The 21,499-nt window shown below is 46.3% G+C and carries 20 protein-coding genes and 1 pseudogene; 9 read left to right on the top strand and 12 right to left on the bottom strand.

Annotation, left to right across the window (positions count from 1 at the left end; translation table 11 throughout):
• Positions 1-114: 114 nt before the first annotated feature.
• Entirely contained in the window at positions 115-573 is a 459-nt protein-coding gene (locus B0H50_RS10825) for a hypothetical protein (protein WP_109587726.1), read from the bottom strand.
• Between the two features lie 3 nt (positions 574-576).
• Entirely contained in the window at positions 577-1,254 is a 678-nt protein-coding gene (locus B0H50_RS10820; RefSeq protein ID WP_146129232.1) for a hypothetical protein, read from the bottom strand.
• Positions 1,255-1,437: 183 nt separating this feature from the next.
• On the opposite strand from B0H50_RS10820, the gene B0H50_RS13825 reads away from it, so the two are divergent.
• Both B0H50_RS13825 and B0H50_RS10815 read left to right on the top strand, forming a co-directional pair.
• Entirely contained in the window at positions 1,438-1,569 is a 132-nt protein-coding gene (locus B0H50_RS13825) for a hypothetical protein (protein WP_269843934.1), read from the top strand.
• 225 nt (positions 1,570-1,794) lie between these two features.
• Positions 1,795-3,390, top strand: a complete 1,596-nt coding sequence (locus B0H50_RS10815; protein ID WP_109587725.1) for an ABC-F family ATP-binding cassette domain-containing protein — start codon at positions 1,795-1,797, stop codon at positions 3,388-3,390.
• 71 nt (positions 3,391-3,461) lie between these two features.
• Here the strand turns inward: B0H50_RS10815 and panC are convergent, their stop codons facing one another.
• Genes panC through folK form a run of 3 tightly spaced genes read right to left on the bottom strand, consistent with a single transcriptional unit; the run spans position 3,462 to position 5,509 of the window.
• On the bottom strand, positions 3,462-4,307 hold the full coding sequence (gene panC, locus B0H50_RS10810) for a pantoate--beta-alanine ligase (RefSeq protein ID WP_106199982.1): 846 nt from the start codon (positions 4,305-4,307) through the stop codon (positions 3,462-3,464).
• Positions 4,308-4,311: 4 nt separating this feature from the next.
• On the bottom strand, positions 4,312-5,001 hold the full coding sequence (locus B0H50_RS10805) for a deoxynucleoside kinase (RefSeq protein ID WP_233244779.1): 690 nt from the start codon (positions 4,999-5,001) through the stop codon (positions 4,312-4,314).
• Positions 4,994-5,509 (bottom strand): 2-amino-4-hydroxy-6-hydroxymethyldihydropteridine diphosphokinase, encoded by a 516-nt coding sequence (gene folK / locus B0H50_RS10800; RefSeq protein WP_109587724.1) that lies wholly within the window; start codon positions 5,507-5,509, stop codon positions 4,994-4,996. The genes B0H50_RS10805 and folK overlap by 8 nt, the downstream gene beginning before the upstream one ends.
• A gap of 260 nt (positions 5,510-5,769) precedes the next feature.
• On the opposite strand from folK, the gene rho reads away from it, so the two are divergent.
• From rho to B0H50_RS10785, 3 genes are read left to right on the top strand one after another with little or no spacing between them, the layout of a single operon-like run.
• Entirely contained in the window at positions 5,770-7,875 is a 2,106-nt protein-coding gene (rho, locus tag B0H50_RS13895; protein WP_408609877.1) for a transcription termination factor Rho, read from the top strand.
• A gap of 12 nt (positions 7,876-7,887) precedes the next feature.
• On the top strand, positions 7,888-8,700 hold the full coding sequence (gene proC, locus B0H50_RS10790) for a pyrroline-5-carboxylate reductase (RefSeq protein ID WP_106199978.1): 813 nt from the start codon (positions 7,888-7,890) through the stop codon (positions 8,698-8,700).
• Between the two features lie 12 nt (positions 8,701-8,712).
• Positions 8,713-10,095: a sigma-54 interaction domain-containing protein gene (locus tag B0H50_RS10785; RefSeq protein WP_109587723.1), complete on the top strand. Its 1,383-nt coding sequence runs from the start codon at positions 8,713-8,715 to the stop codon at positions 10,093-10,095.
• A gap of 178 nt (positions 10,096-10,273) precedes the next feature.
• Here B0H50_RS10785 and B0H50_RS10780 read toward each other — a convergent pair whose 3' ends face one another.
• The 4 genes and pseudogenes from B0H50_RS10780 to B0H50_RS10765 form a co-directional block, all read right to left on the bottom strand.
• Positions 10,274-11,185, bottom strand: a complete 912-nt coding sequence (locus B0H50_RS10780) for a TraB/GumN family protein (RefSeq protein WP_106199974.1) — start codon at positions 11,183-11,185, stop codon at positions 10,274-10,276.
• A 221-nt stretch (positions 11,186-11,406) separates the two neighbouring features.
• Positions 11,407-11,922: pseudogene (locus B0H50_RS10775) on the bottom strand (ABC transporter ATP-binding protein); the annotation flags it as partial.
• On the bottom strand, positions 11,915-12,886 hold the full coding sequence (locus B0H50_RS10770; RefSeq protein WP_106199970.1) for a FecCD family ABC transporter permease: 972 nt from the start codon (positions 12,884-12,886) through the stop codon (positions 11,915-11,917). The gene B0H50_RS10770 and the pseudogene B0H50_RS10775, both read right to left, overlap by 8 nt.
• A gap of 9 nt (positions 12,887-12,895) precedes the next feature.
• Positions 12,896-13,678, bottom strand: a complete 783-nt coding sequence (locus tag B0H50_RS10765; RefSeq protein ID WP_146129231.1) for a hypothetical protein — start codon at positions 13,676-13,678, stop codon at positions 12,896-12,898.
• Between the two features lie 75 nt (positions 13,679-13,753).
• On the opposite strand from B0H50_RS10765, the gene nspC reads away from it, so the two are divergent.
• The 3 genes from nspC to B0H50_RS10750 all read left to right on the top strand — a co-directional run bounded on the left by nspC (position 13,754) and on the right by B0H50_RS10750 (position 17,294).
• Positions 13,754-14,881, top strand: a complete 1,128-nt coding sequence (nspC, locus tag B0H50_RS10760; protein ID WP_106199966.1) for a carboxynorspermidine decarboxylase — start codon at positions 13,754-13,756, stop codon at positions 14,879-14,881.
• Between the two features lie 15 nt (positions 14,882-14,896).
• The gene (gene tsaE, locus B0H50_RS10755; RefSeq protein WP_106199964.1) at positions 14,897-15,331 is read left to right on the top strand and encodes a tRNA (adenosine(37)-N6)-threonylcarbamoyltransferase complex ATPase subunit type 1 TsaE; all 435 of its coding nucleotides are present in this window, start codon (positions 14,897-14,899) and stop codon (positions 15,329-15,331) included.
• A gap of 79 nt (positions 15,332-15,410) precedes the next feature.
• The gene (locus B0H50_RS10750) at positions 15,411-17,294 is read left to right on the top strand and encodes a glycoside hydrolase family 44 protein (protein ID WP_233244775.1); all 1,884 of its coding nucleotides are present in this window, start codon (positions 15,411-15,413) and stop codon (positions 17,292-17,294) included.
• A 479-nt stretch (positions 17,295-17,773) separates the two neighbouring features.
• Here the strand turns inward: B0H50_RS10750 and B0H50_RS10745 are convergent, their stop codons facing one another.
• The 3 genes from B0H50_RS10745 to B0H50_RS10735 are packed head-to-tail and all read right to left on the bottom strand — an operon-like array spanning position 17,774 to position 19,950.
• Positions 17,774-18,280: a hypothetical protein gene (locus tag B0H50_RS10745; protein WP_146129229.1), complete on the bottom strand. Its 507-nt coding sequence runs from the start codon at positions 18,278-18,280 to the stop codon at positions 17,774-17,776.
• A gap of 8 nt (positions 18,281-18,288) precedes the next feature.
• Positions 18,289-18,738, bottom strand: coding sequence for a SufE family protein (locus B0H50_RS10740; RefSeq protein ID WP_106199913.1), 450 nt, complete (start codon positions 18,736-18,738; stop codon positions 18,289-18,291).
• Positions 18,739-18,747: 9 nt separating this feature from the next.
• Positions 18,748-19,950 (bottom strand): geranylgeranyl reductase family protein, encoded by a 1,203-nt coding sequence (locus B0H50_RS10735; RefSeq protein ID WP_106199911.1) that lies wholly within the window; start codon positions 19,948-19,950, stop codon positions 18,748-18,750.
• Between the two features lie 117 nt (positions 19,951-20,067).
• On the opposite strand from B0H50_RS10735, the gene B0H50_RS10730 reads away from it, so the two are divergent.
• Positions 20,068-21,495, top strand: coding sequence for a pentapeptide repeat-containing protein (locus B0H50_RS10730; protein WP_233244771.1), 1,428 nt, complete (start codon positions 20,068-20,070; stop codon positions 21,493-21,495).
• Positions 21,496-21,499 lie beyond the last annotated feature (4 nt).

The following is a 21,499-nucleotide window of genomic DNA, read 5'->3' as shown; positions in this document are numbered from 1 at the left end:
GAACGCCTTGCGGGACTTCTTGTCCAGTCCCATGTACATCTGCCTGAGCAGGGCTATCTGTGGCGCAATCTCGTCCATCGCCACAAATATACATTCTAGCGATGACAAATTATGTCATTTTAAACTTGTCAACAACCATTTGAGGGAACAGAGCCACTCGTTTAAAAAAATTATCATTCGTATTGAATCGGCCTTTTCGTATTCATAGATTATATCTGCACATTTTTGCGCAACTCTTTTCAAATCATTCAAAGAATAATTATCATATCGATTATGTGAATTAAAAACGCAATCATACATCAGCATAAACTCATCTTTAACAGGCAATCTCTTATCCGAAGCGATGAAACCTCCGCCAAGAGCGGCAACAATAAGTGCAGACACCGTCATCAAAGCGTTTCTTTTCGTCGTATTTTTGCTTTCTTCAAACTTCGTTTTGGCATGATGAAATTTGCCTTTCATATTTTCAAATTGCTTCTTTGCGAACTCACTAAAAGTTTTTATGGAAGGTTCTAATTTAGCAAGTTGATTTTTTATATCTTGGATTTTTTTGTTGATTTCTTCTTCAGTCATTTTTTATCCTTTGCATTTAAATGAAATGGATTCTTGAAAATCTTTCAAGTCACTTTCATGTGGATTATGCTTTTGAAACGCTTTGACCGCTTGAACACAGCAGTCTGAAAGTTGACTTATTTCTTGTTTTGAATAATAATAGCTACGACTTTGCCCAAAAATGCATTCATAAACTAACGCAAATTCCGTTTCCATCGAAAAACGATTCTGCGAAGATTCTTCACATTTTTTCAAATCGTCTAGAAGCGTAGCTACGGAGTCTTGATAAGATTCAAGCATTTGATTGCAATTTTGATTTAAATATCCGTATTTGCTTTTTAAAGAATCTATTGAAATTTTAGATTCAGCTAATTCTTGATTTGTCGAATTTAAATTAGAAATACATTCTTCCTGCTGATTTCTGCATTCCTCGTTTTGACTTTGCAAAACATTATAAGCAGAAGCATACTCCTTATTCGCTTCTTCTAATTCATCGTTAGATCGTTTCAATTGCCCATATTTTGCATATTCCTCTGAAATTTTTCGACTGAGAGTTGCGTTTTCTTGATATAAAGAATCCCAATAAGCACCATGACGTTGGTTCGCTAATTTCAAATTTTCTTCGGAACGTTTTGCAACATCTTCAAATTTATCGGTTTCCATAAAATCGGAGTAAATATTTCCCCCTAAAATGCCCAACAAAAAGACCACTCCATAAAAGGACTTATTTGTCGGAGGTTTGTCTTTGTCACTTATAAAAAAATTCCTTAAAAAGAATAACCCAAAATAACCGTTGGCGTTTTTAAGTTTAGAAAAGTTTTTGACATAAAGTCAAAAAGCTGAAAAAAACTTAAAAATAAATAACTTTCTATAGAAGGAATCATCATGGAACCAAAAGATAATGCATCAAACATGCAAAATCCAAATAAAGGCACCTTTGGTACCAATCGTCAATACGATCAAAACCAAGGAAACCGCGGAAAACAATTAAACCCTAATCAACACAACTCAAAATAAGGAGATTCGTTATGGCAACAAATCACACCGGTAATCCAAACCCAAATTGGCCATCTAGAACAGGAAACCCATCTGGTGGCGGTCGCGGAAACAATCCTCCGTCTAAGTAAAATCAATAAAAGCCTTTAGGAAATCTAAAGGCTTTTACTGTAGCTGCCCCGCAGGCGCCATTCTCTTCCCTCCTCATTCCTCATTTCTAACTCCTAATTTTCTATATTTGGCGCCATGCTGAATGTTTCTAATGTGAGTTTACAATACGGAAGCCGCGTGCTTTTCAAGGAAGTTAACCTCTCGTTTCGCAAAGGAAATTGCTACGGGATTATCGGAGCCAATGGCGCTGGAAAATCGACGTTTCTAAAAATCCTTTCGGGCGAATTGGAACCGAACACGGGCGATGTGACCCACGATGCGGGCGAACGTTTAGCGGTTTTGAAGCAAGACCACTTCGCATACGAAGAATGCACCGTTCTCGATACCGTGATGCAAGGCTATCCGGAATTATATCAAATCGGCAAACGCCGCGATGAACTTTATGCGAAAGCGGAAATGACCGAAGCCGAAGGCATGGAAGCGATTGAATTAGAAACGAAATTCGGCGAAATGGGCGGCTACGAAGCGGACTCTTCGGCGGGAACTCTTCTCAAGGGTTTGGACATTCCCGAAGAAATGCATTTTAAGCTCATGAAAGAACTTGACGGTAACGAAAAAATCCGCGTGCTTCTTGCGCAAGCGCTTTTCGGAAACCCCGACATTCTTTTGCTCGACGAACCGACGAACCACTTGGATCTCGAATGCGTCAACTGGCTCGAAGATTACTTGGAACGTTTTGAAAATACCGTGATCGTCGTGAGCCACGACCGTCACTTTTTGAACCGCGTTTGCACGAATATTTGCGACATCGATTACGGGCGCATTAACCTTTACTGCGGTAACTACGAATTTTGGTACGAAGCAAGCCAACTCGCCCAAAAGCAACGCAAAGATCAGAACCGCCGCGCCGAAGAAAAAATTGCCGAACTCAAAGCGTTTATTCAGCGTTTTGCGTCCAACGCTTCGAAGGCAAAGCAAGCGACCAGCCGTAAAAAGCTTCTCGACAAAATGACTGTTGAAGAAATGCCGGCATCGAGCCGCAAATTCCCGTGGGTCAGTTTTAAAATGGACCGCGAACCCGGAAAAATCGTTTTGGAAGTCAAAGACTTAACGATTGATGCGGACGAAGGAAATAAATTAGAACATTTGAATTTCTCTCTCGGCAGCGGCGACAAAGTCGCTCTCGTCGGTGAATTCGGCGTTCTCAAAACCGCATTCTTTGAAGCCATTCAAGATCCCGAAAATATCAAGAGCGGAAAAGTCAAATGGGGCACGACGATTTCGTCGAGTTATTTCCCGCGGAATAATGACGCTTTCTTTGGCGAAGATCTTTCTCTCGTCGATTGGTTGCGTCAATTCAGCAAAGAACAAGATGAAACTTTTATCCGCGGATTCCTCGGGCGAATGCTCTTTACCGGCGAAGAAGCGCTGAAATCGGCGAAGGTTCTTTCGGGCGGTGAAAAGGTGCGCTGCATGCTCAGCCGAATGATGCTTTCGAACGCCAACATGTTGATGCTCGATGAACCGACTGCGCACTTGGATTTGGAATCGATTACCGCACTCAACAACGGTCTTGTCGCCTACAAAGGTCCGATTATTTTCTGCACCGAAGACCATGAATTTGCAGAAACTTTGGCAAATCGCATTCTCGAACTCACGCCGACCGGTTACGTCGATCGCGCAATCACCTTCGACGAATGGTTCGCTTCGCGCTCCAAGAAGAAAAAGTAAAAACTCTTGGAAATTTCAATTCAAAACGCACGGCTTCGCCGTGCGTTTTTCAATTTAAGTTCTACGAAAATTTACAGTTCGATGTTATCGATGAGACGCGTTTTGCCGAAGAAGGCTGCGATTAAAATCACGGACGGTTCGTCGACAATTCCGCTTTGATTTGCAAGAAGAGTTTTCTGGCTTGCGATTTCAACATATTGCACGACGCCACCCGCTTTCGCCACCGCTTCTTGAATTTTTGAACGCAACACGTTCACATTTTTTTCGCCAGCGGTAAATTGCGCTTTGGCATTTGTTAACGCTTTAGAAATTGCGACGGCTGCGCTGCGTTCTGCGTCATTCATATATTCGTTGCGGCTCGAACGCGCAAGTCCAGAATCTTCGCGGACAATCGGCAACGTATGAATTTCAATCGGCATATTCAAATCTTTCACCATGCGCTTGATCAAAAACGCTTGCTGATAATCTTTTTTGCCAAAGTAAGCGCGGTCTGCTCCCGAAATGTTAAAGAGTTTTGTAACGACCGTTAAAACGCCGCGGAAATGTCCGGGACGCGTAGCTCCGCAATAAAGACGTTCCATCGTTTCGTCGCGGACAAGAGTTAACGGGTCGCCATCGGGATACATTTCTTCGTTCGAAGGCGCAAAGACAAATGTGCCGCCATGAGCTGCGACCAATTCTGCGTCTTTCTCCAAACGCCGCGGATATTTATCCAAATCTTCGTTTTTTCCAAATTGAATCGGATTCAAAAATACGCTGACTACGGTTACATCATTTTCTTTGGCCGATGCATCGACCAAGCTCATATGACCCGCATGCAAAGCTCCCATCGTGGGAACAAGTCCAATTGACTTGCCCGCTTTTTTGAGCGGAAGAAGTTCCGCACGGAGTTCTGCAATCGTCTTTACAATTTTCATGAAATTAGCCACCTTCCGGAGCAAAGTAAGTTGTCTGAGTCGGCGCTGCTGCAATCGCATCCAGCACGAGCTTCAGATGTTTTTCATTGTGAACAAAATCGATTTGATTCGTGTTGATAATTAACACGGGCGCTTTTTTATAATGCCAAAAATGGTGATCATAACGGGCGAGCAAATCGCGAAGATACGAGCCTTCGATATTTTTTTCCATCGCGCGTCCGCGCATCGCAATGCGATTCATTAGCGTAGAAACATCCGCTTGTAAATAAACGACTAAATCCGGCGTCGGCAAATCTTTCGATAAATTATCCGAAACCGTTTCATACATCGCAAGTTCGCTGTCCGTTAAATTTTGTAGTGCAAAAATGCGATCTTTTTCAAAAGTGTAATCGCTCACCACATTGCGGCGGAATAAATCATTCTGCACAAAGGCATCTTGAAATTGACGCAACCGCGAAAGCAAAAAGAAAAGCTGCGTTTGAAACGCATACGCTTCGGGATTTTCGTAAAATTTCGCTAAGAACGGATTTTCTTCGAATTGTTCGAGCACAAGATTTGCGCTAAGCGCCTTGGCCAAAATTTTTGCGAGCGAAGATTTGCCCGCTCCGATAACGCCATCGATAGCGATAAAGTGGACGCGTTCGGGCAGTTTCATCGTGGCTTCGGTCGCTTGACCGATAAAAGCTTCATTCATCGTCCGTCTCCACTTTTTTGAATTCAACTTCGGCGCCAGAATTTTTCAATTCTTCTAAAATTTTTTTAATCGGTTTCCCGAGAAGCGGATCGCAAAAATCCGGATAAATTTCTGCGAATGGAACCATTACAAATCCGCGGACTGCAGCTAGCGGATGCGGAATTATCGGACCGGGACGCCGATTTAAAATGCATTCGCCATAATACAGCAAATCCATATCGATTTCCCGTTTTTCCCAATGTCCGCGCGGATGCCTTCCCAAAAAAAGTTCTGCGCCTTTGAGATAATTCAAAAGTTTCCGCGAGCCTTTTCCGTACCAGAACGATACGACTTGATTAAAAAATTTTCCTTGATCCTGCGGACCTATCGGCGCCGTTTCATAGATGGAACTTTCCACCCAACCGCCGAGAGAAATTTTTTGAAGCATCGCCCGCGCTTCCGCTAAGCGACTGCCGCGGGGCTTGATGTTACTGCCCAAGGCAATAAAAACTCGTTCCAAAGATTCCACGCGTTTAATATAGATTTTACAAAAGAGCTCTGCGCGAAACTGTAAAATTTTACACTCTTAACTTCGAAATTCTACCGCCCGAGCGCAAAAACTATTATATTTGGTCTCGGAAAAAGCGTTTCTGCTTTTTCCTTTTATTTGGGTCACCGCCTAATTGAAAATTTGAACGAGTGATAAAGCTTTTCCATTTTTTTGATTTGCGCGTTTAAGATGGCCATTTCATTTTCATTATTTATTTTTCACAGTTCGCAGGAGTCCCTGTGCCAAGACCGAAGAAGACAGACGGCATTTCATCCGTCAAATTGATTTCTGATATGGTTTCCCCTGATTCCCCTACCCCAGATCTTTCTGCGTTGGGAGACCTTGCTGCCCCGATTACATTCCCCGAGGATCAAAAAGTCGAAGAACCGCAAAAACGTCATCGCGGTCGTCCTCGGAAACAGCCCGTTCCCGAGCAAGATTCGGCATACGAAGCGGCGAATGCCACGCCCGCCGCGGATACGGAATCCGTTTACGAAGCCTCTCATGCAACTTCCGAGAGTGCGGTTCCCTCTTACGAATCCGCTCCGCAATTTGAACAAGCGCAGCCGTTTGAACAAGCGCAACAATTTAATTCTGCGCCGCAATTCGAATCGATTTCTGCACCGCAAGAAAATTTTGCAGAAAGCACCGATTCCTCTGCGCAAGATTTTTCGCCATCCGAATTTAAAGCCGCAGAAAACACAAATTTTTACCCGGAAGAAAATTCTGCGCCCGCAGATCAAAATGCTCAGACCGCAACCTTTGAAGCGCCGCAAGTTTCTGTCCCTGCGGAAAATTCGCCGGACATGAGTTCCGTCCAAAATAATCCGTCGTTTGAAGCCCCGATGCCCGATGCGCCTTACGCAGGTGCGATGCAAAATAATCGTCGCTATCCAAATATGCAGCAGAACAATCGTTTTAACAATAACGATCGCTTCAACAAATACAATAACAAGTACAATAAATTCGGCAAAAATAAACTCGGCCGCAACCGTTTCCTTCCGCAAGATGATATTCCCGAAGAACAGTTGCAAGCGCCTCCCGCTGATCCGGAAAAGGTCGCCGAAGCGATGCAGCATTGGCGTGAACTTCGCAATACGCCGATGTTCGATTTGCAAGAAAAAGCAACCGCATTAAATATTCCCGATGTCAAACGCTTAAAAAAGCAATCGCTCATTTATCGTTTGCTCGCGGTGACTTCGGGCGAAGGCAATCCGATTTATGCAGAAGGCACTCTCGAAATCATCAAAGAAAACGAACGCGAAGTCTGCGGATTTTTGCGCAGCATCGATTTGAATTATCTGCCTAGCGATAAAAATAGCAGCGAAGATATTTACATTAGCTTAAATCAAATTCGCCGTTTCGATCTCAAAAGCGGTGACTCGATTACAGGTCTTTTGCGTCAACCGCGCGAAGGCGAACGCTACTTTGGACTCGCCCGCATCGATACGATTAACGGCGAAGATCCGATTAAAGCAAAACACCGCGTCGGTTTTGAATATTTAACGCCGATACATCCTTACCAAAAATTGAATTTGGAATGGAAACAAGACGATTATTCAACGCGCATTATGGATTTGTTTGCGCCCATCGGAAAAGGTCAGAGAAGTATTATTCTCGCACCTCCGCGGACCGGTAAAACCGTTCTTTTGCAAAACATCGCAAGCGCGATTGCGAAAAATCATCCCGAAGTAAAACTCTTCGTTTTGCTCATCGATGAACGCCCCGAAGAAGTGACCGATATGCGCCGCCATGTGAAAGGCGAAGTCATCGCTTCGACATTTGACGAACCGCCTGAGCATCACACAAAAGTGGCGACAATTCTTTTGGAAAAAGCCAAGCGTTTGGTAGAATACGGAAACGATGTCGTCATCTTGCTCGATTCGATTACTCGTTTTGCCCGCGCAAATAACGTCGTGATTCCGCACTCGGGAAAAATTCTCTCGGGCGGTGTGGATGCTCTCGCAATGCAATTCCCGAAGCGCTTCTTCGGCGCTGCGCGTAAAATCGAAAACGGCGGATCGCTTACGATTATCGGCACCGCTTTAATCGATACCGGAAGCCGCATGGACGAAGTCATCTTCGAAGAATTCAAAGGCACCGGCAACATGGAACTCGTTCTTGACCGTCGCATTGCCGAAAAACGAATTTGGCCCGCCATCGATATTTTCAAATCGGGAACCCGCAAAGAAGAACTTCTTTTGAGCGAAGATACTTTACGCCGCGTTTGGATTCTCCGCAAATTCTTGCAAGAACAACCTTCGACAGAAATCATCGAATTTATGCGCGACAAACTCTCTAAAACAATGAACAACGAAGAATTTCTCGCTTCGATGAATGGTTAGGAGAAATTAACGATGTCTAAAAAAATTGCTTTTGCTGGAGCCGGAAACATGGGCGGAGCTATCCTCCGCGGGCTTTTGCAAGCGGGCCACAAACCCGAAGAAATTCTCTTCTTTGAACCTTTTGACAAAACCGCAAAACCGGTTGAAGAACTCGGCGCCATCCGTTTTGACGACTTCGGAAAAATGGCTGCTGCCGCTGACGTTCTCTTCCTTTGCGTCAAGCCGCAAGTTTTCAAATCTGTCGCTTCCGAATGGAATGCAAGCGCAAACGGCAAAGTGAATAACAAGCCCGAAATCATTTCCATTATGGCGGGAGTTTCTCGTGAAAAAATTCTCGCAGCGTTGACATTTAATCACGGCGACGTTGTCCGCGTTATGCCGAATCTTCCGTTAACTGTTGGAAAAGGCGCAATCGCAATCGCTTCGGACGGCGTTTCAAGCGAATCGTTAGAAGTTGCCAAATCGCTTTTATCAACAGTCGGCGTTACCGTTACCGTCGGCGAAAATTTGATCGATGCGGTCACCGGACTTTCGGGAAGCGCTCCGGCATACGTCTTTGAATTTATCGAAGGCCTTGTCCGCGGCGGCGTCAAAATGGGACTTACCCGCGCCACAGCGATGCAGTTAACCCTCGCAACGATTGAAGGCAGCGTAGAACTTCTAAAGAAGTCGGGCAAAGACACCGGAGAACTTTCTGCGATGGTTTCGTCCCCAGCGGGAACGACGATTGCTGGCGTTCAAGTTTTGGAAGATGCGGGTTTCCGTGGCACATTGATGCACACGGTCGAAGCCGCAACTCTCCGTTCACAAGCCCTCGGCAAATAACTGCAAAATCTCATGGACAAGACGCGAATTTTCTTCCTTTCCGAAGAGAGCGAAAGCATTTCTTTTCTCGAAGATGTGCTTTCGAACGTCGATGGCTATGAGACTTTTCTTTCTTCGGATACGATGAATGCGGCGGAAAATTTCCGCCGTTTTTTGCCAGCGATTACCGTCGTCGATTTGGACCGCAATTTTCCGGATGCATTATTTCGCAATCTGCGAGAAATTTGCCCCGTCACACGATTCTTGGGATTCGGCTCGGATCCGTTACAATTAACTCCATTTCAACAAAATTTTTTTAGCGATATTTTAAGCAAAGACGATTTGCGTCTGCGCTTTATGACCGCCGTCAACGAATTAAAAAAACAAGCGGCAATCGTTTCGACGATTAGCAAAGCGCTCACAAAAATTATCGGGCACAGTACCGCGGTCAAAAAACTTTATCAGACAATTTTCAAAGCGATTCGCAGCAAAGGCGCAACCGTTCTCATCACCGGCGAATCCGGCGTTGGCAAAGAATTAGTCGCCAAAGCAATCGCTTCGGTTTCGAGCAATTTGGTTTCGGTCAACTGCAGCGCCATTACCGAAAGCCTTTTTGAAAGCGAATTATTCGGACACGCCCGCGGCGCTTTTACCGGCGCCATTTCCGAACGCAAAGGTTTATTTGAAGCAGCAAACGGCGGCGTTTTATTTTTAGATGAAGTCGGCGACATTCCGCTCTCGATGCAAGCGAAACTTTTACGTTCTCTGCAAGAAGGCGAAATTCGTCCCATCGGTTCAAACGAAACAAAAAAAATCAAAGCGCAAATTATCGCGGCGACCAATCACGATTTGCAAAAAGAAGCTGCCGCAGGGAAATTCCGCGAAGATCTTTTTTACCGTTTAAATGTCATCCCCATCGAAGTGCCCGCATTGCGCGACCGCAAAGAAGACATTCCGGATTTGATAAATCACTTTGTCCGCGAATTTTCTCTGCGCCCGAATTTCATTCCCAAAATTTCGGACGAAACAATGCAAGCGTTAATTCGTTACGATTGGCCGGGAAATATCCGCGAACTCGAAAACGCAATTCACCGCGGGCTCATTTTAATGGACGGCGAAGAACTCACCCTCGAAAATATTTTCACCAAAAATTTTGCGCAACAAGCAATCCCCGCAGCCGCTCGCACCTGGGAAAACATCGATTACAAAACCTTTCAAGAATTGCAGCGCGAAGAAGAACGCCAATTTATCCTTGCGAAATTAAAAGAAAACAATTATTCCGTCACCCGCACCGCCGAAAGTTTCGGCATCCAACGCCCCGCTCTCTACGCCCTCGCCAAACGCGTCGGCTTAGATGTCGCGCAACAACGAAATTTAGACGAAGAGAAAAATAGAGACGGCGCCCTTGGGCGATAGTTTCACAGCGTTTTTAAATGAAGCGGCGCCCCTGGGCGACAAAAGATCTTAGAACTTAGATTTTAGAGCTTAGAATTTCTAAGATCAAAGTTCTCAGCTCTAAGTTCTCAAACCCTCGCGCGGCGAAGCCGTCATCATTTCCGATTGTGCATTGTTAATTATGCATTATCATCCATTTCTAATTTTTCGTGATTTTATAATTCTTCTTTTCCAATAGTTTTAACACATTATCGCCTTCGCCGATTAAGTGCGCACAACCGATGACGACAAAAGCTTTTTCGCCGGAAAGAGCGAGCGAATCGATGACCGCGGCCATTCGCAAATTGCGCTTCGTATAAAGTTCTTCTTCGTAAACATCTTCCGATTTATCCGAATCTAAAAGTTCGCGCATTTTTACTTCGTCGCCCATTTTCCAAGCCTTCGCCATTTCTTGAACAAACGAATCGGCGACTGCGATTTCATCCAAAGTCGCTTTTAAATATTGAATGCCCAGCGAATCTTCCGCATTGGCAAAAATGCCGACTTGTTCTTCGGGAGTTTCTAACGCAAAAATTTTCTTCCCTTGATCGCCAGCGCGCGCTAAAATTTCTTGGTCAATGCCAAATTCTCCCGAAAGCCCCGAGCGTTCAATCGCTAACGCCGAAAGCGAAATTGCGACCATCCACGGACGGAAAGGTTCTAAAATTTCAAGCGGAATTCCCCACGCGCTCACAAGAGAATCCACCCGAAAATACAGCGAATCCGGAAGGACTTCTTTCAATTTTTTCCCCGGCGCAAGCGCACCTTTTTGCGCCATTAACAAACCCGCTTTTTGTATCGTCTCGGGCTCGGAAACATCGAGTTCGGCTGCGACTAAAGTTGCAGCATCCAACGCAGAATCGATAATCGAAGGCAACGGATAAAAAGAGGAATCCGCCAAATGAATACTTCCCAAAAGCCAAATGGCGGGCGCGCCCGCTTTTTCTGCCTTCCACAAAAAATGTTCTTCGCGCAGAACTTTTTCGTTTTTTGTTTCGGTTTTCGTTCCGGCGCACGCTAAAAACTGCAGACAAATTAACGCGTACAAAAAGAAAATGATTTGTTTTCGCATTCATTCTCCTTTAAAAATTATTCTTCGGCCCAACTTAAAAATCCCGCCGACTTGACCGCTGCCGCATCGCCTTCAAAAATTTTTCGTTTGCCATCGAGCGCTATCAATTTTTGCGAAAAGCGAATCGCATAATCCACGTGATGCGTCGAAAGTAAAATCGCCATTTGTTTTTCCTCGGCCAATTTTTGCAAAAAGCGGAACAAGCGCAAAATGTTCGGCACATCTAAAAATGCAGTCGGTTCATCGAGCAGTAAAATTTTTGGCGAGGATGCAATCGCCCGCGCAATAAAAACCCGCGAACGTTCTCCGTCCGAAAGAGTTTGCACGCGACGCTTTACAAAATTTTCGAGCTGCACATTTTGAATCGCCGAATCGATCGCCGCTTCGTCAGAATCATTTCGCCCGTCAAAAATTCCCGAATACGGAATGCGTCCGAGCGAAACAAATTCGCGGACAGTCATCCCATACGGCACATGTTCCTGCGTAAAAACCGAAGCAATCCACTGTGAACGTTGCCGCATCGAAATTCCGACAAGCGGAATTCCACACAAATTGACTTTTCCCGAAAGCGGCGGTAAAAGCCCTGCAAAACTTTTGAGCAAAGTACTTTTGCCCGTTCCGTTCGGACCCACGAGCGACACGACTTCGCCCGCATTCAAAACGAGATTTGCGCTTTCAAAAAGTGGCTTCGCATAACCCGCCGAAAAATTTTCTGCCGCAAGAATTGCCTTAGACATTTTCGCCTCCGCGATGCGAACGCAAAAAAATCCAAAGCACAATCGGCGCACCAAAAAGACTTGTCACACTCGAAAGCGGCACATTTTGCGGAAGCCCCGAAACGAGCGCAAGCGCTGTCCCCACTAAAGCCGTCGCCGGGAAAAGCACCCGATGATTCGACGATTGAAAAATGCCAAAGGCGATATGTGGCGACGCTAAACCGAGAAAGCTAATCGGTCCGCAATAAACCGTAGCGCCTGCCGCAAGAAGACTCGCCCCAAAGAGCACCACCATCCGCGAAAGCCGCACATTCACACCCAAACTTTCTGCAAACGCATCCCCGACTTGCGCCGCATTCAAATAGCGAATTTGCGAAGCGCAAAGTAAAATTCCCACCGCCGTAAAAATCGCAAACGACATCACCCGATCGAGCGCGAGCCTCGAAAACGAGCCGAGTCCCCAAGTGACAAAGCCGCGAAGCGCCTCGGACGACGAAGTCATCATGAGAAACGAAACGATCGCATCGACAAAATAGCCGACCATCAATCCGACGATTAAAAGCGAAACCGAGCGTGCGATAAATCGAGACGCAAAAAGCACGAGCAAGACGACACCAAAGGCGCCAAGCGCTGCACACGGCACAAGTCCCCAAGAAGCCCCAAAGCCCGCAAGAAGCACAAGCGCCACCCCTAAATTCGCCCCAGAACTCACCCCGAGAACAAACGGCCCCGCGAGCGGATTTTTGAAAACGCTTTGTAACACAAGCCCCGAAACCGCAAGAGAAATTCCCGCAAAAAGTGCCGTCATCGCTTTCGGGATTCGAATTTGCCAAACGATATCGTTTGCCGCTCCCGAAACTTCGCCAAAAATTGCCTGCAACACTTCTGAAAAAGAAACAGGCGACGGTCCCGAAAGGAGCGTCGCCAAAAGAAGCCCGCAGACTAGCACCGCCAGAAAGAAAAAGCCGAGCAGAGTCCGCGACATGAAAGTGGATTATTTATCGTTGACGTTTAGAACCGACTTTGGCGCCGGCGCATTCGCATCCTTGACTCGCAGATAAACTTCCGGTTCTACTTTATCAAATCCTTGGAGAGCGTTCAACCAGTTATCGTTCAAATCGCGGAATTCGATTTTCATTAAATGATACTGGAATTTATCGTCGGCAATGCGGAATTGAATGTAATCCCAACGGACAACGCCGCGGTCTTTGAAGACTTCGCGAGTCACAATCGTCGAATCATTTTCAAAACGATAACGTGCGCGGTAAGTGTATTCACCCGTCATCTGATAACGACCCGAATCCGAATAAGTCCGCGTTGTGCCGAGAAGGGTATCGTTCATTTGGAACTTGAGTTCTGCATCGCGGAAAGCGTGACCGTGCGAAAGAATCGGCGTCCGCCAATCGCCTGCGACGCGTTCCTTCATCGACTTCTGGAAAACGGTATCGATTTTCCACGAATCGAAATTGCTCTTATCGTATTTTGCGCGCGGCACATAACTGCCTGCTTTGAGAGCGGCACGCACACTGTCCGCTTTCGCTTTGGCGATGCTATCGGAATTCGAAGTTTTAGCACTCGCTTCGAGAGCCGCCGAAATAGAATCCATTTTCGCTTCAATCGCTTTCCCAAAATCCCCGAGCCCGCGGGTAAGGGTCGCCGCCGAAGAACTAGAAACCTTCGGAGCAAGCAAAACCGTCGAAGAAGACGAAGCTGCCGAAGCGACAGATGAAGAGCTGACTTGCGCCGCAAAAGCAGCACCAGTCAAACCAAGAAGCACAAGAAGATTGCGACAAATTCGATTCAAAAGAAAACCTCTCTTGGAGAGAAATCTAGTAAAAATTAAATTTGAACTATGATCAATTATTCTCAAGTTCCTAGTCCTTGTTATGTTTTAGAAGAAAGTCGCCTTATCCGCAACCTCGAAATCCTTTCACGGGTCGAAAAAGAAGCGGATGTTAAAATCATCTGCGCCTTAAAAGGCTACAGCATGTGGAGCACTTTCCCCTTAGTAGGAAAATACCTTGCTGGAGCGACTGCGTCAAGTCTTAATGAAGCAAAACTTGCACGAAATGAGATGAATCGAGAAGTTCATGTCTTTGCGCCCGTTTACGGCGACGATGAAATCGATGAAATTTTAAGTCTCGCGGACCATATCACCTTCAACAGTTTCAGCCAATGGAAGCGTTTTAAAGAAAAAACGCAAGCGGCTCATGTGAGCGCAGGAATCCGCGTCAATCCCGAATTTTCAACCGTCGAAACCGACTTGTATAATCCGTGCGGAAAATATTCCCGCTTAGGCGTCACGCTCAAAGAATTTAAGCCCGAAGAACTCGACGGCATCGAAGGATTGCATTTCCACGCTCTTTGCGAACAAAACGCAGACGCACTCGCTGCGGTTCTGAAAAATTTTGAAGAACGCTTTGGCAAATGGATTCCGCAGATGAAATGGGTCAACTTCGGCGGCGGGCATCACATTACCCGCAAGGATTACGACGTCGACTATCTCATCCGGATTTTAAAAGATTTTCACAAGCGTTATCCCCATGTTCAAATCATTATGGAACCGGGTGAAGCTGTCGGCTGGCAAACGGGCGAACTCGTTTCTACCGTCGAAGATATCGTGCACAACGAAAAAGACATCGCGATTTTAAATGTCTCGGTGAGCGCACACATGCCCGATTGCTTGGAAATGCCTTACCGTCCGACCGTCATCGGCGCGGGAAACGTCAGCGAAAAGCCCTACGAATATCGCTTAGCCGGCGACACTTGTCTCGCAGGCGATGTCATCGGCGATTATACATTTGATAAACCGCTCCAAGTCGGCGACCGCATCGTCTTCTTCGATATGATTCATTATACAATGGTCAAGACGACATTCTTCAACGGCGTAAAACATCCGAGCATCGGCATTTGGACTTTGGACAATCGCTTTAAATTGGTGCATCAATTTACCTACGAACAATTCCGCGATAAATTGTAATCGTCGAGATGAATTATGGCAAATTTTGTCAAGATTGAAACCGTCAAAACGCAAAGCGAAGCCGAAACATTAGCGTGGGCAGAATCTTTCGCCAAAAAATTATCGCAAGGTTCTGTCATCGCCCTCTACGGTACACTCGGTGCCGGGAAAACCGTCATCAGCCGCGGCATTTGCAAAGGTCTCGGCTTTTCAGGCCAAGTCAATTCCCCGACTTATACAATCGTCCACGAATACCCGAACGCAGCCATTCCCATTTATCATTTGGATTTGTATCGTCTCCCGCCGCACGCTGACTTAGACGAAATCGGCGTTGATTATTATGCATCGCAAAAAGGAATCACCCTCATCGAATGGCCCGAGCGCTTAGACGATGAAAGCATTCTCACGCACAAAATTGAAATCCAAATCGAAGACGAACAAAGAATAATACAATGCAGCGTTAAAAATTAGGAATGAGTACGCCCCGCTTTCCCATTTGCGATTTAATAAGAGCGAGAGTATTTTTAGGGAGTTAACAATGGGAATTTTTATGAAAAAATTTTACGCCGTCGTTTTTCTTGCGGGTTTTGCCTTTGCCGATATTTCGGTTTCTATCGATGCGCTTTCGGGCGAGCAAAAGATTTCGCCTTACATTTACGGGCGAAACATCGATGTGATAAGCGACTCCGAGGGCGCGGATGCGGAGCAGTTATCGAAGGAAAAGGATTTTTACAGCAAAATGCTTGAATCGGGCATGCACTTTTTGCGCTCGAACAACGGCAACAACGCGACGCGTTACAACTGGCGAAAAAAGATGACGGTTCATCCGGACTGGTTTAACAATGTTTACAGCCATGACTGGGACGTTACTGCCAAAAAGCTGATTGAAAATATGCCGGGAGTGGATGCAATGTATGCGTTTCAGCTCACGGGTTATGCGGCTTCTACGACGGATTACAATTTTGGGGAATGGGATTATAAAGTTTCACATGGATTTTATCCGACAAGCACGCTTGACTTGGCCGGAGGCGGCGAAGTATCTGACGATGGCAAGACGCTTTTAAAGGCGGGCGATTACAGGCTTTACAATGAGCCTTGGCCGGCGGATTCTACCGTGGGAATTATCGAGCACTGGCGCGACGAATTGAAATTTGATATGTCTCGCTTTACATACTGGAGCATGGACAACGAAATGGAAATCTGGTCGGGGACGCACGGGGATCTCCCGCTGGATATTGACGCTGATTTTTTGGTGGAGCGTTATATTGATGTAGCCAAAAAAGCGCGCGCAAAATGGAGCGGCATCAAGCTTACAGGCCCTGTAGTCGCAAACGAATGGCAGTGGTGCAGCGTGGGGGCAACAGGTGGAAAGTCTGGCCTTGGCAAGGGCGAAGACCGCAACTACTGCTGGCTCGAATACTTTATCAAGCGCCTTGCCGAAGAAGAAAAATCGAGCGGCGTGAAAATGCTCGATGTCTTCGATATGCATTGGTATCCGACGGAAACATCGTATGAAGAACGCGTGAACTGGCACCGCGTTTTCTTTGACACGACTTACAATTACTCGGGCGCAAACGGCATCAAGATGGTGAACGGCTCCTGGGACAATAAACAGACGAAGGAATACATTTTCAAGCGCGTGCGCGATTGGCTCGACAAGTACTTTGGAAAAGATCACGGCATAACACTTGGACTTACCGAAACGAGCATTATCGACGAAACCGACCCGATGACGACTGCGATTACATACGCTTCGTGGCTTGGGACTTTTATGGATCACGGTGTCGAGATTTTTAGCCCGTGGACATGGGGAGATGGCATGTACGAAACGGTTCACCTGTTTAGCCGTTACGGTCACGGATTGCGCGTAGCGTCAACATCGAGTAACGATTCGCTTTTGTCGGCGTATACATCGGTAAGTGCAGCTCGGGATTCGATGACGGTGATTCTTGTAAACCGCGCCGAAAAGGAATCGCAAAATGTTTCGATTGAGATTTCGGGCTTAAAAAATATGGGAGCAAACGCGACAACGCTTACGCTTGCTGGCATTACAGGCGAAACATTTAAATCGCACACGGAAAATGCGCTGAAGGCGGGAACAGCATCGGTTGTGTCAAACAAGGTTACGCTTACGGTGCCTGCAAAGTCGATTACCGCGGTGATGCTTACGGCCGATGCGGTCACAAGGCTCAATCGCATGCAGCCTGCGGCAAACGTGCTCTTTTCGCAAGGAAACGCCTGGTTTGTAAACAACTCTTCGGGAAGCGTGCATTCTGCGCAAGTGTATAGCGCTCTTGGACGCTTGGTGAAAAACTTTGACGCGCTTTCGCACGCAAATGTGTCGCTTGAAACAGAAAAGCTCCCTCGCGGAAGCTATATGATTCGCCTGAATACCGCCTCTGGGTTCAAAACGCAAAAAATTCTGGTAAAATAGACTCTTGTTTATATTCTACATCCCTCATTCCTAATTACAAATCCCTCATTTTTCTCGTTTCCAGGTCCTCCGGGATTCTAGAGATAATATTTTACCCGCAAAATGTGTTCGTCGGAACTCCGGAGATAACATTTTACCCGCAAAATGTGTTCATCGGAACTCCGGAGATAACATTTTACCCGCAAAATGTGTTCATCGGAACTCCGGAGATAACATTTTGCAAATTTCTGCCCCTACCCACTAACTACCAACCACTTTCCCATTCGCATTCCCTGCGCGCGGCAAAGCCGCGCGGGGTTTTGGGAACTTAGAGCTGAGAACTTTGAACTTAGAAATACTAAGCTCTAAAATCTAAGTTCTAAGATCTTGCATTCCCGCGCGAAGCGCCTAACTCTCTAATTATGCATTGTTAATTATCAATTATGTATTGAATCCAAGCGGACATTCCCCATTAAAAAAGGCGGCCAAGCCGCCTTTTTTTAATTTTTCATTCCTAGCTTTTCTTTCGTTTCTTCCCATTTTTTCGTATCGGATTCGTCTAAAAGAATGGGACCGGTAAATTTTTGGGCTTCGGCGATTGCCGTTGCAGAATCTCCTGATTGTAACGCAGCGGAAACGGTTTCTAACACAAATTCCTGCGCTACTTTCATGTCTTCAATCGCTCCGAGGCGAACGACGCGAAGGCTATCCATTTCGGCGGGAGCATAACTCAAATCCCACGTGCTATCGTAGCAGGCTTTTGCCGAAACAAAATCGCCGCCATCGTATTGCAAAGCGCAACGCGCAAAAATTTCGGCGCTCGTTCTTTTTGCATACTGATAATATTGATAGCCGCCGACGATTGCCCCGATAATGACCAAAATCACAAGCGCATCTTGCCAGCTGATAAAGCCTTTGACCTCGGGCTTTTTCTTGCCTTCGGTTTCTTCATCTTCCGGATCATCTAGCGGATTTTTTCCACCCATAATATTCTGAAAACTGAGCATGTTGTCTCCTATTTAGAACGTGCCGCTAAAGCCGAAAAAACTTTTGCGTACAAATAAATTTGTTTTAAAAGACTCGCAAAACCGTTCGAACGCGTCGGAGAAAGTCCTTGTTGCAAACCGATTTTTTGGAAAAATTCCGGATCCGCAGAAAGGATTTCCGCAGGCGTCCGCCCATCGTAAATTTTGAGCGCAAGCGCACCGAGCCCGCGGCTTATCAACGGATTATCGGCGCCGACTTCGGTATCCATATGCAAATGCAAAATGCCCTCTTTAAATTCTGGAACGAGGAACATCCGAGACGCACAACCTTTCACGAGAAATTTTTCTTCTTTGAGTTTTTCGTCCATTCCCGGATGATTGCGCGCGAGTTTTAAAAGATAAGCCCACTTATCATCGGGAGATGTAAAAGCGGCAAATTCCGCTCGAATTTCATTTTCGATTTCTTCAATGCTTTTCATTTTTAAGCCTTAAAAAAAGAACGAATGCAATTTCCAAAGAATCGACGGCGACGAAGAAAGCACCGTCCAGAAAATACGGAAAAGGCTACGTTTATTCGCAGGAATTGACGCCAAGCGATGCGCTGCTTTGTCTAACTGCGCATCCGAGATGCTTCCAAAACCTTTCTTGCCGCGGTGGAAATTGAGATGCGCCTTTCCTTGAATTTTCATCCAACGGAAATACGCCGATTTTTCAATTTCGCGTTTTTCTTCTTCGGAATTTGCCTTGAGCCATTCCAAAACGCATTCCGCTGCGATTTTTCCGCTTTTGAGCGCTTCGACTATCCCCGACCGGCTGATGGGGTTTACCGTACTCGCCGAGTCTCCTGCTTTAAAGACGCCAAGCGCCGCAATCGGTCTCGACGACTGTCCACAAGGAATCGCGCCACCGTGAATTGATAAAATTTTCGCCTCTGGATACGCATCGCGGATAAATGCTTCGAGAGTTGCTTTCGGCGGATGACTTTGCAAAAATTCTCGCCCGTTGACGAGTCCGACATTCACCGTTTTACCGTCGCGCGGAAAAACCCAACCGTAACCGCCCGGAAAATATTTGTGCCCAAAAAGAAGTTCAATATGCTTCACATCGTGTGGAATGCCTTCGGCAATCGCAAAAATTGCCGGTTCCACATCAAAATTTCCCGTTTCGAGTTCATCTAATTCGGGGACGTCGCGGGTAATTTTTGCGCCCGGACCCGTCGCATCGATGACGGTTTTCGTTTTGAGTACTTGAACATTTCCCTCGTGCCGTACGACGACATTCCAAAGTCCGTCGTCTGTCCGGAAAATGCGTTCAACGTAATTTTCAAAGTAACATTCCGCACCGAGTTCGCGGGCTTTTTCTGCCATTTCACGATGAAATGCCGCACGATCCAAAATCAAACCGCAGTCCGATTGGAAATATTCGACGCGGGTCATATCCGGCGATGTAAAATAGACGCCATCTAAATGCTGCCGAGTCCATTCTTCTTTCGGAGTCCAATACCGCGAGAAAATTTTCCGCGAAACCGCTTCGGCACACGAAACCGGTTCCTTCCACGGCGACTTGCGATCGAGCAATAAGACCGATAACTTTCCGGCTGCGCCTTTTTGAAGAGTATTTGCAGCATAAAGCCCTGCGGGACCCGCGCCGCACACAATTACATCATAATTTTCCTTCAAATAGCTTGCCATACCCCCCAAAATAGCTTTTTTATGAAAACATCCTATCTTTTTTTTATCCGAATTCCATTTTTTAATTTATTTTAGGTCTATCAAAATTTTGACTAGACTCTTCAAAAGGGATACAGAATGAACATGCACCTCAATTTGACTTCCAAGTTTGGTGTTCTTTTGCTCGCCTCGATGACCGCTGGCGCATTTGCTCAGCAGACAGATTGGAGCAATAAAGACATCAATGTTTCTTTCCGCAGCAAGAATATCGATGGTTTCAACTTTGAAAACGCGAAAGCGATTAAGAATACAACCGACTTTACCGGTTCGAACGCCACGCACTCTCCCGTTTCTTTCCGCGGCGCAAAGCTCCAGGAAGTCCGCTTCCAGAACTCCGTGATGAACGATCCGGATTTCCGCGAAGCCAACTTGGACAAGGCAATTATCTCGGGCGCAGACCTCCGCGGTGCAGACTTCAAAGGCGCATCTCTTAAAGAAGCAAACCTTTACCGTGCGACTCTTCTCGATTCCCGCTTCCCGAAGGCAAACTTGGAAAGCGCTCGCTTGGACGCGATGAAGGTCTCGGACAAAGCGGACTTTAGCGACGCCAACCTCAAGAACGCTTCGGTCATCGATGTGGACTTGACGCAGGCTAGCTTCAGCGATGCAAATCTTACCAACACAAACTTCTCCCGTTCTTTGATGGGGGCTGCTGATTTGAGCGGTGCAACCATCGTCAAGACAGACTTTACCGCTTGTAACTTGATTAACGCAGACTTCGGTGGCGTTGAACTCAAGGATGTAAACTTTACGAAAGCCGGTCTTTCGAAAGCGGACTTCGGCGGAACGAAGTTCATCAATGTGAACATGCAGAGCGCAGACCTTTCGCTCACGGACTTTAACGATGTCGATCTTTCGAAGGCTCAACTTCAGAAGGCTTCGTTCGCACAGTCCAACATGAAGAACATGAACTTCAACGATCAAGACCTTTCGGCGGTGATTTTCGACAAGGGCGTCGTCACCAAGAGCACTTTCGAAAAGACCAAGATGAACAAGGCTTCGTTCTTTGATGGCGAAGCGAGCAAGTGCATCTTCCGCGGCGCAATCATGCAGAAGACCGTCTTCGATGGCACATACGTGTTCAAGGACATCTTCGATAACGCTGACCTCACCAAGGCAAACTTCTCGAACTCGACCATTGACCGCACAAGCTTTGACCTTGCAAACTTGACCGGCGTGAACTTCTCCGGTGCAAAGCTTTCGAACGTTACTTTCCTCAATGCCAATATGCAGAACGCCAAGTTCGATGCAGACACCAAGATGGAAAATGTGGACTTTAGCGGCGCCGATCTTTCGAACGCTCACATCGAAAAGTTCACCGCAAAGCGCGTCATTTACGATGCCAAGACGAAATTCCCGGACGGCATTGAACCGCGTCAATACGGTTTTACAAAGCTCGGCGAAAAGGCTGCTAGCGTCACCGTTGAAAAATCTCCTTCGGCAGATCAACCGAAAAAGAAGAAGAAACGCCGCAAATCTGCAGACCAAGCTGCGGGCATCGAATAATCGA

This window comes from Hallerella porci (genome assembly GCF_003148885.1).
GTDB lineage: Bacteria > Fibrobacterota > Fibrobacteria > Fibrobacterales > Fibrobacteraceae > Hallerella > Hallerella porci.
The sequence above is the reverse complement of the archived record's forward strand: the minus strand, read 5'-3'. Positions and strand labels throughout refer to the sequence as shown.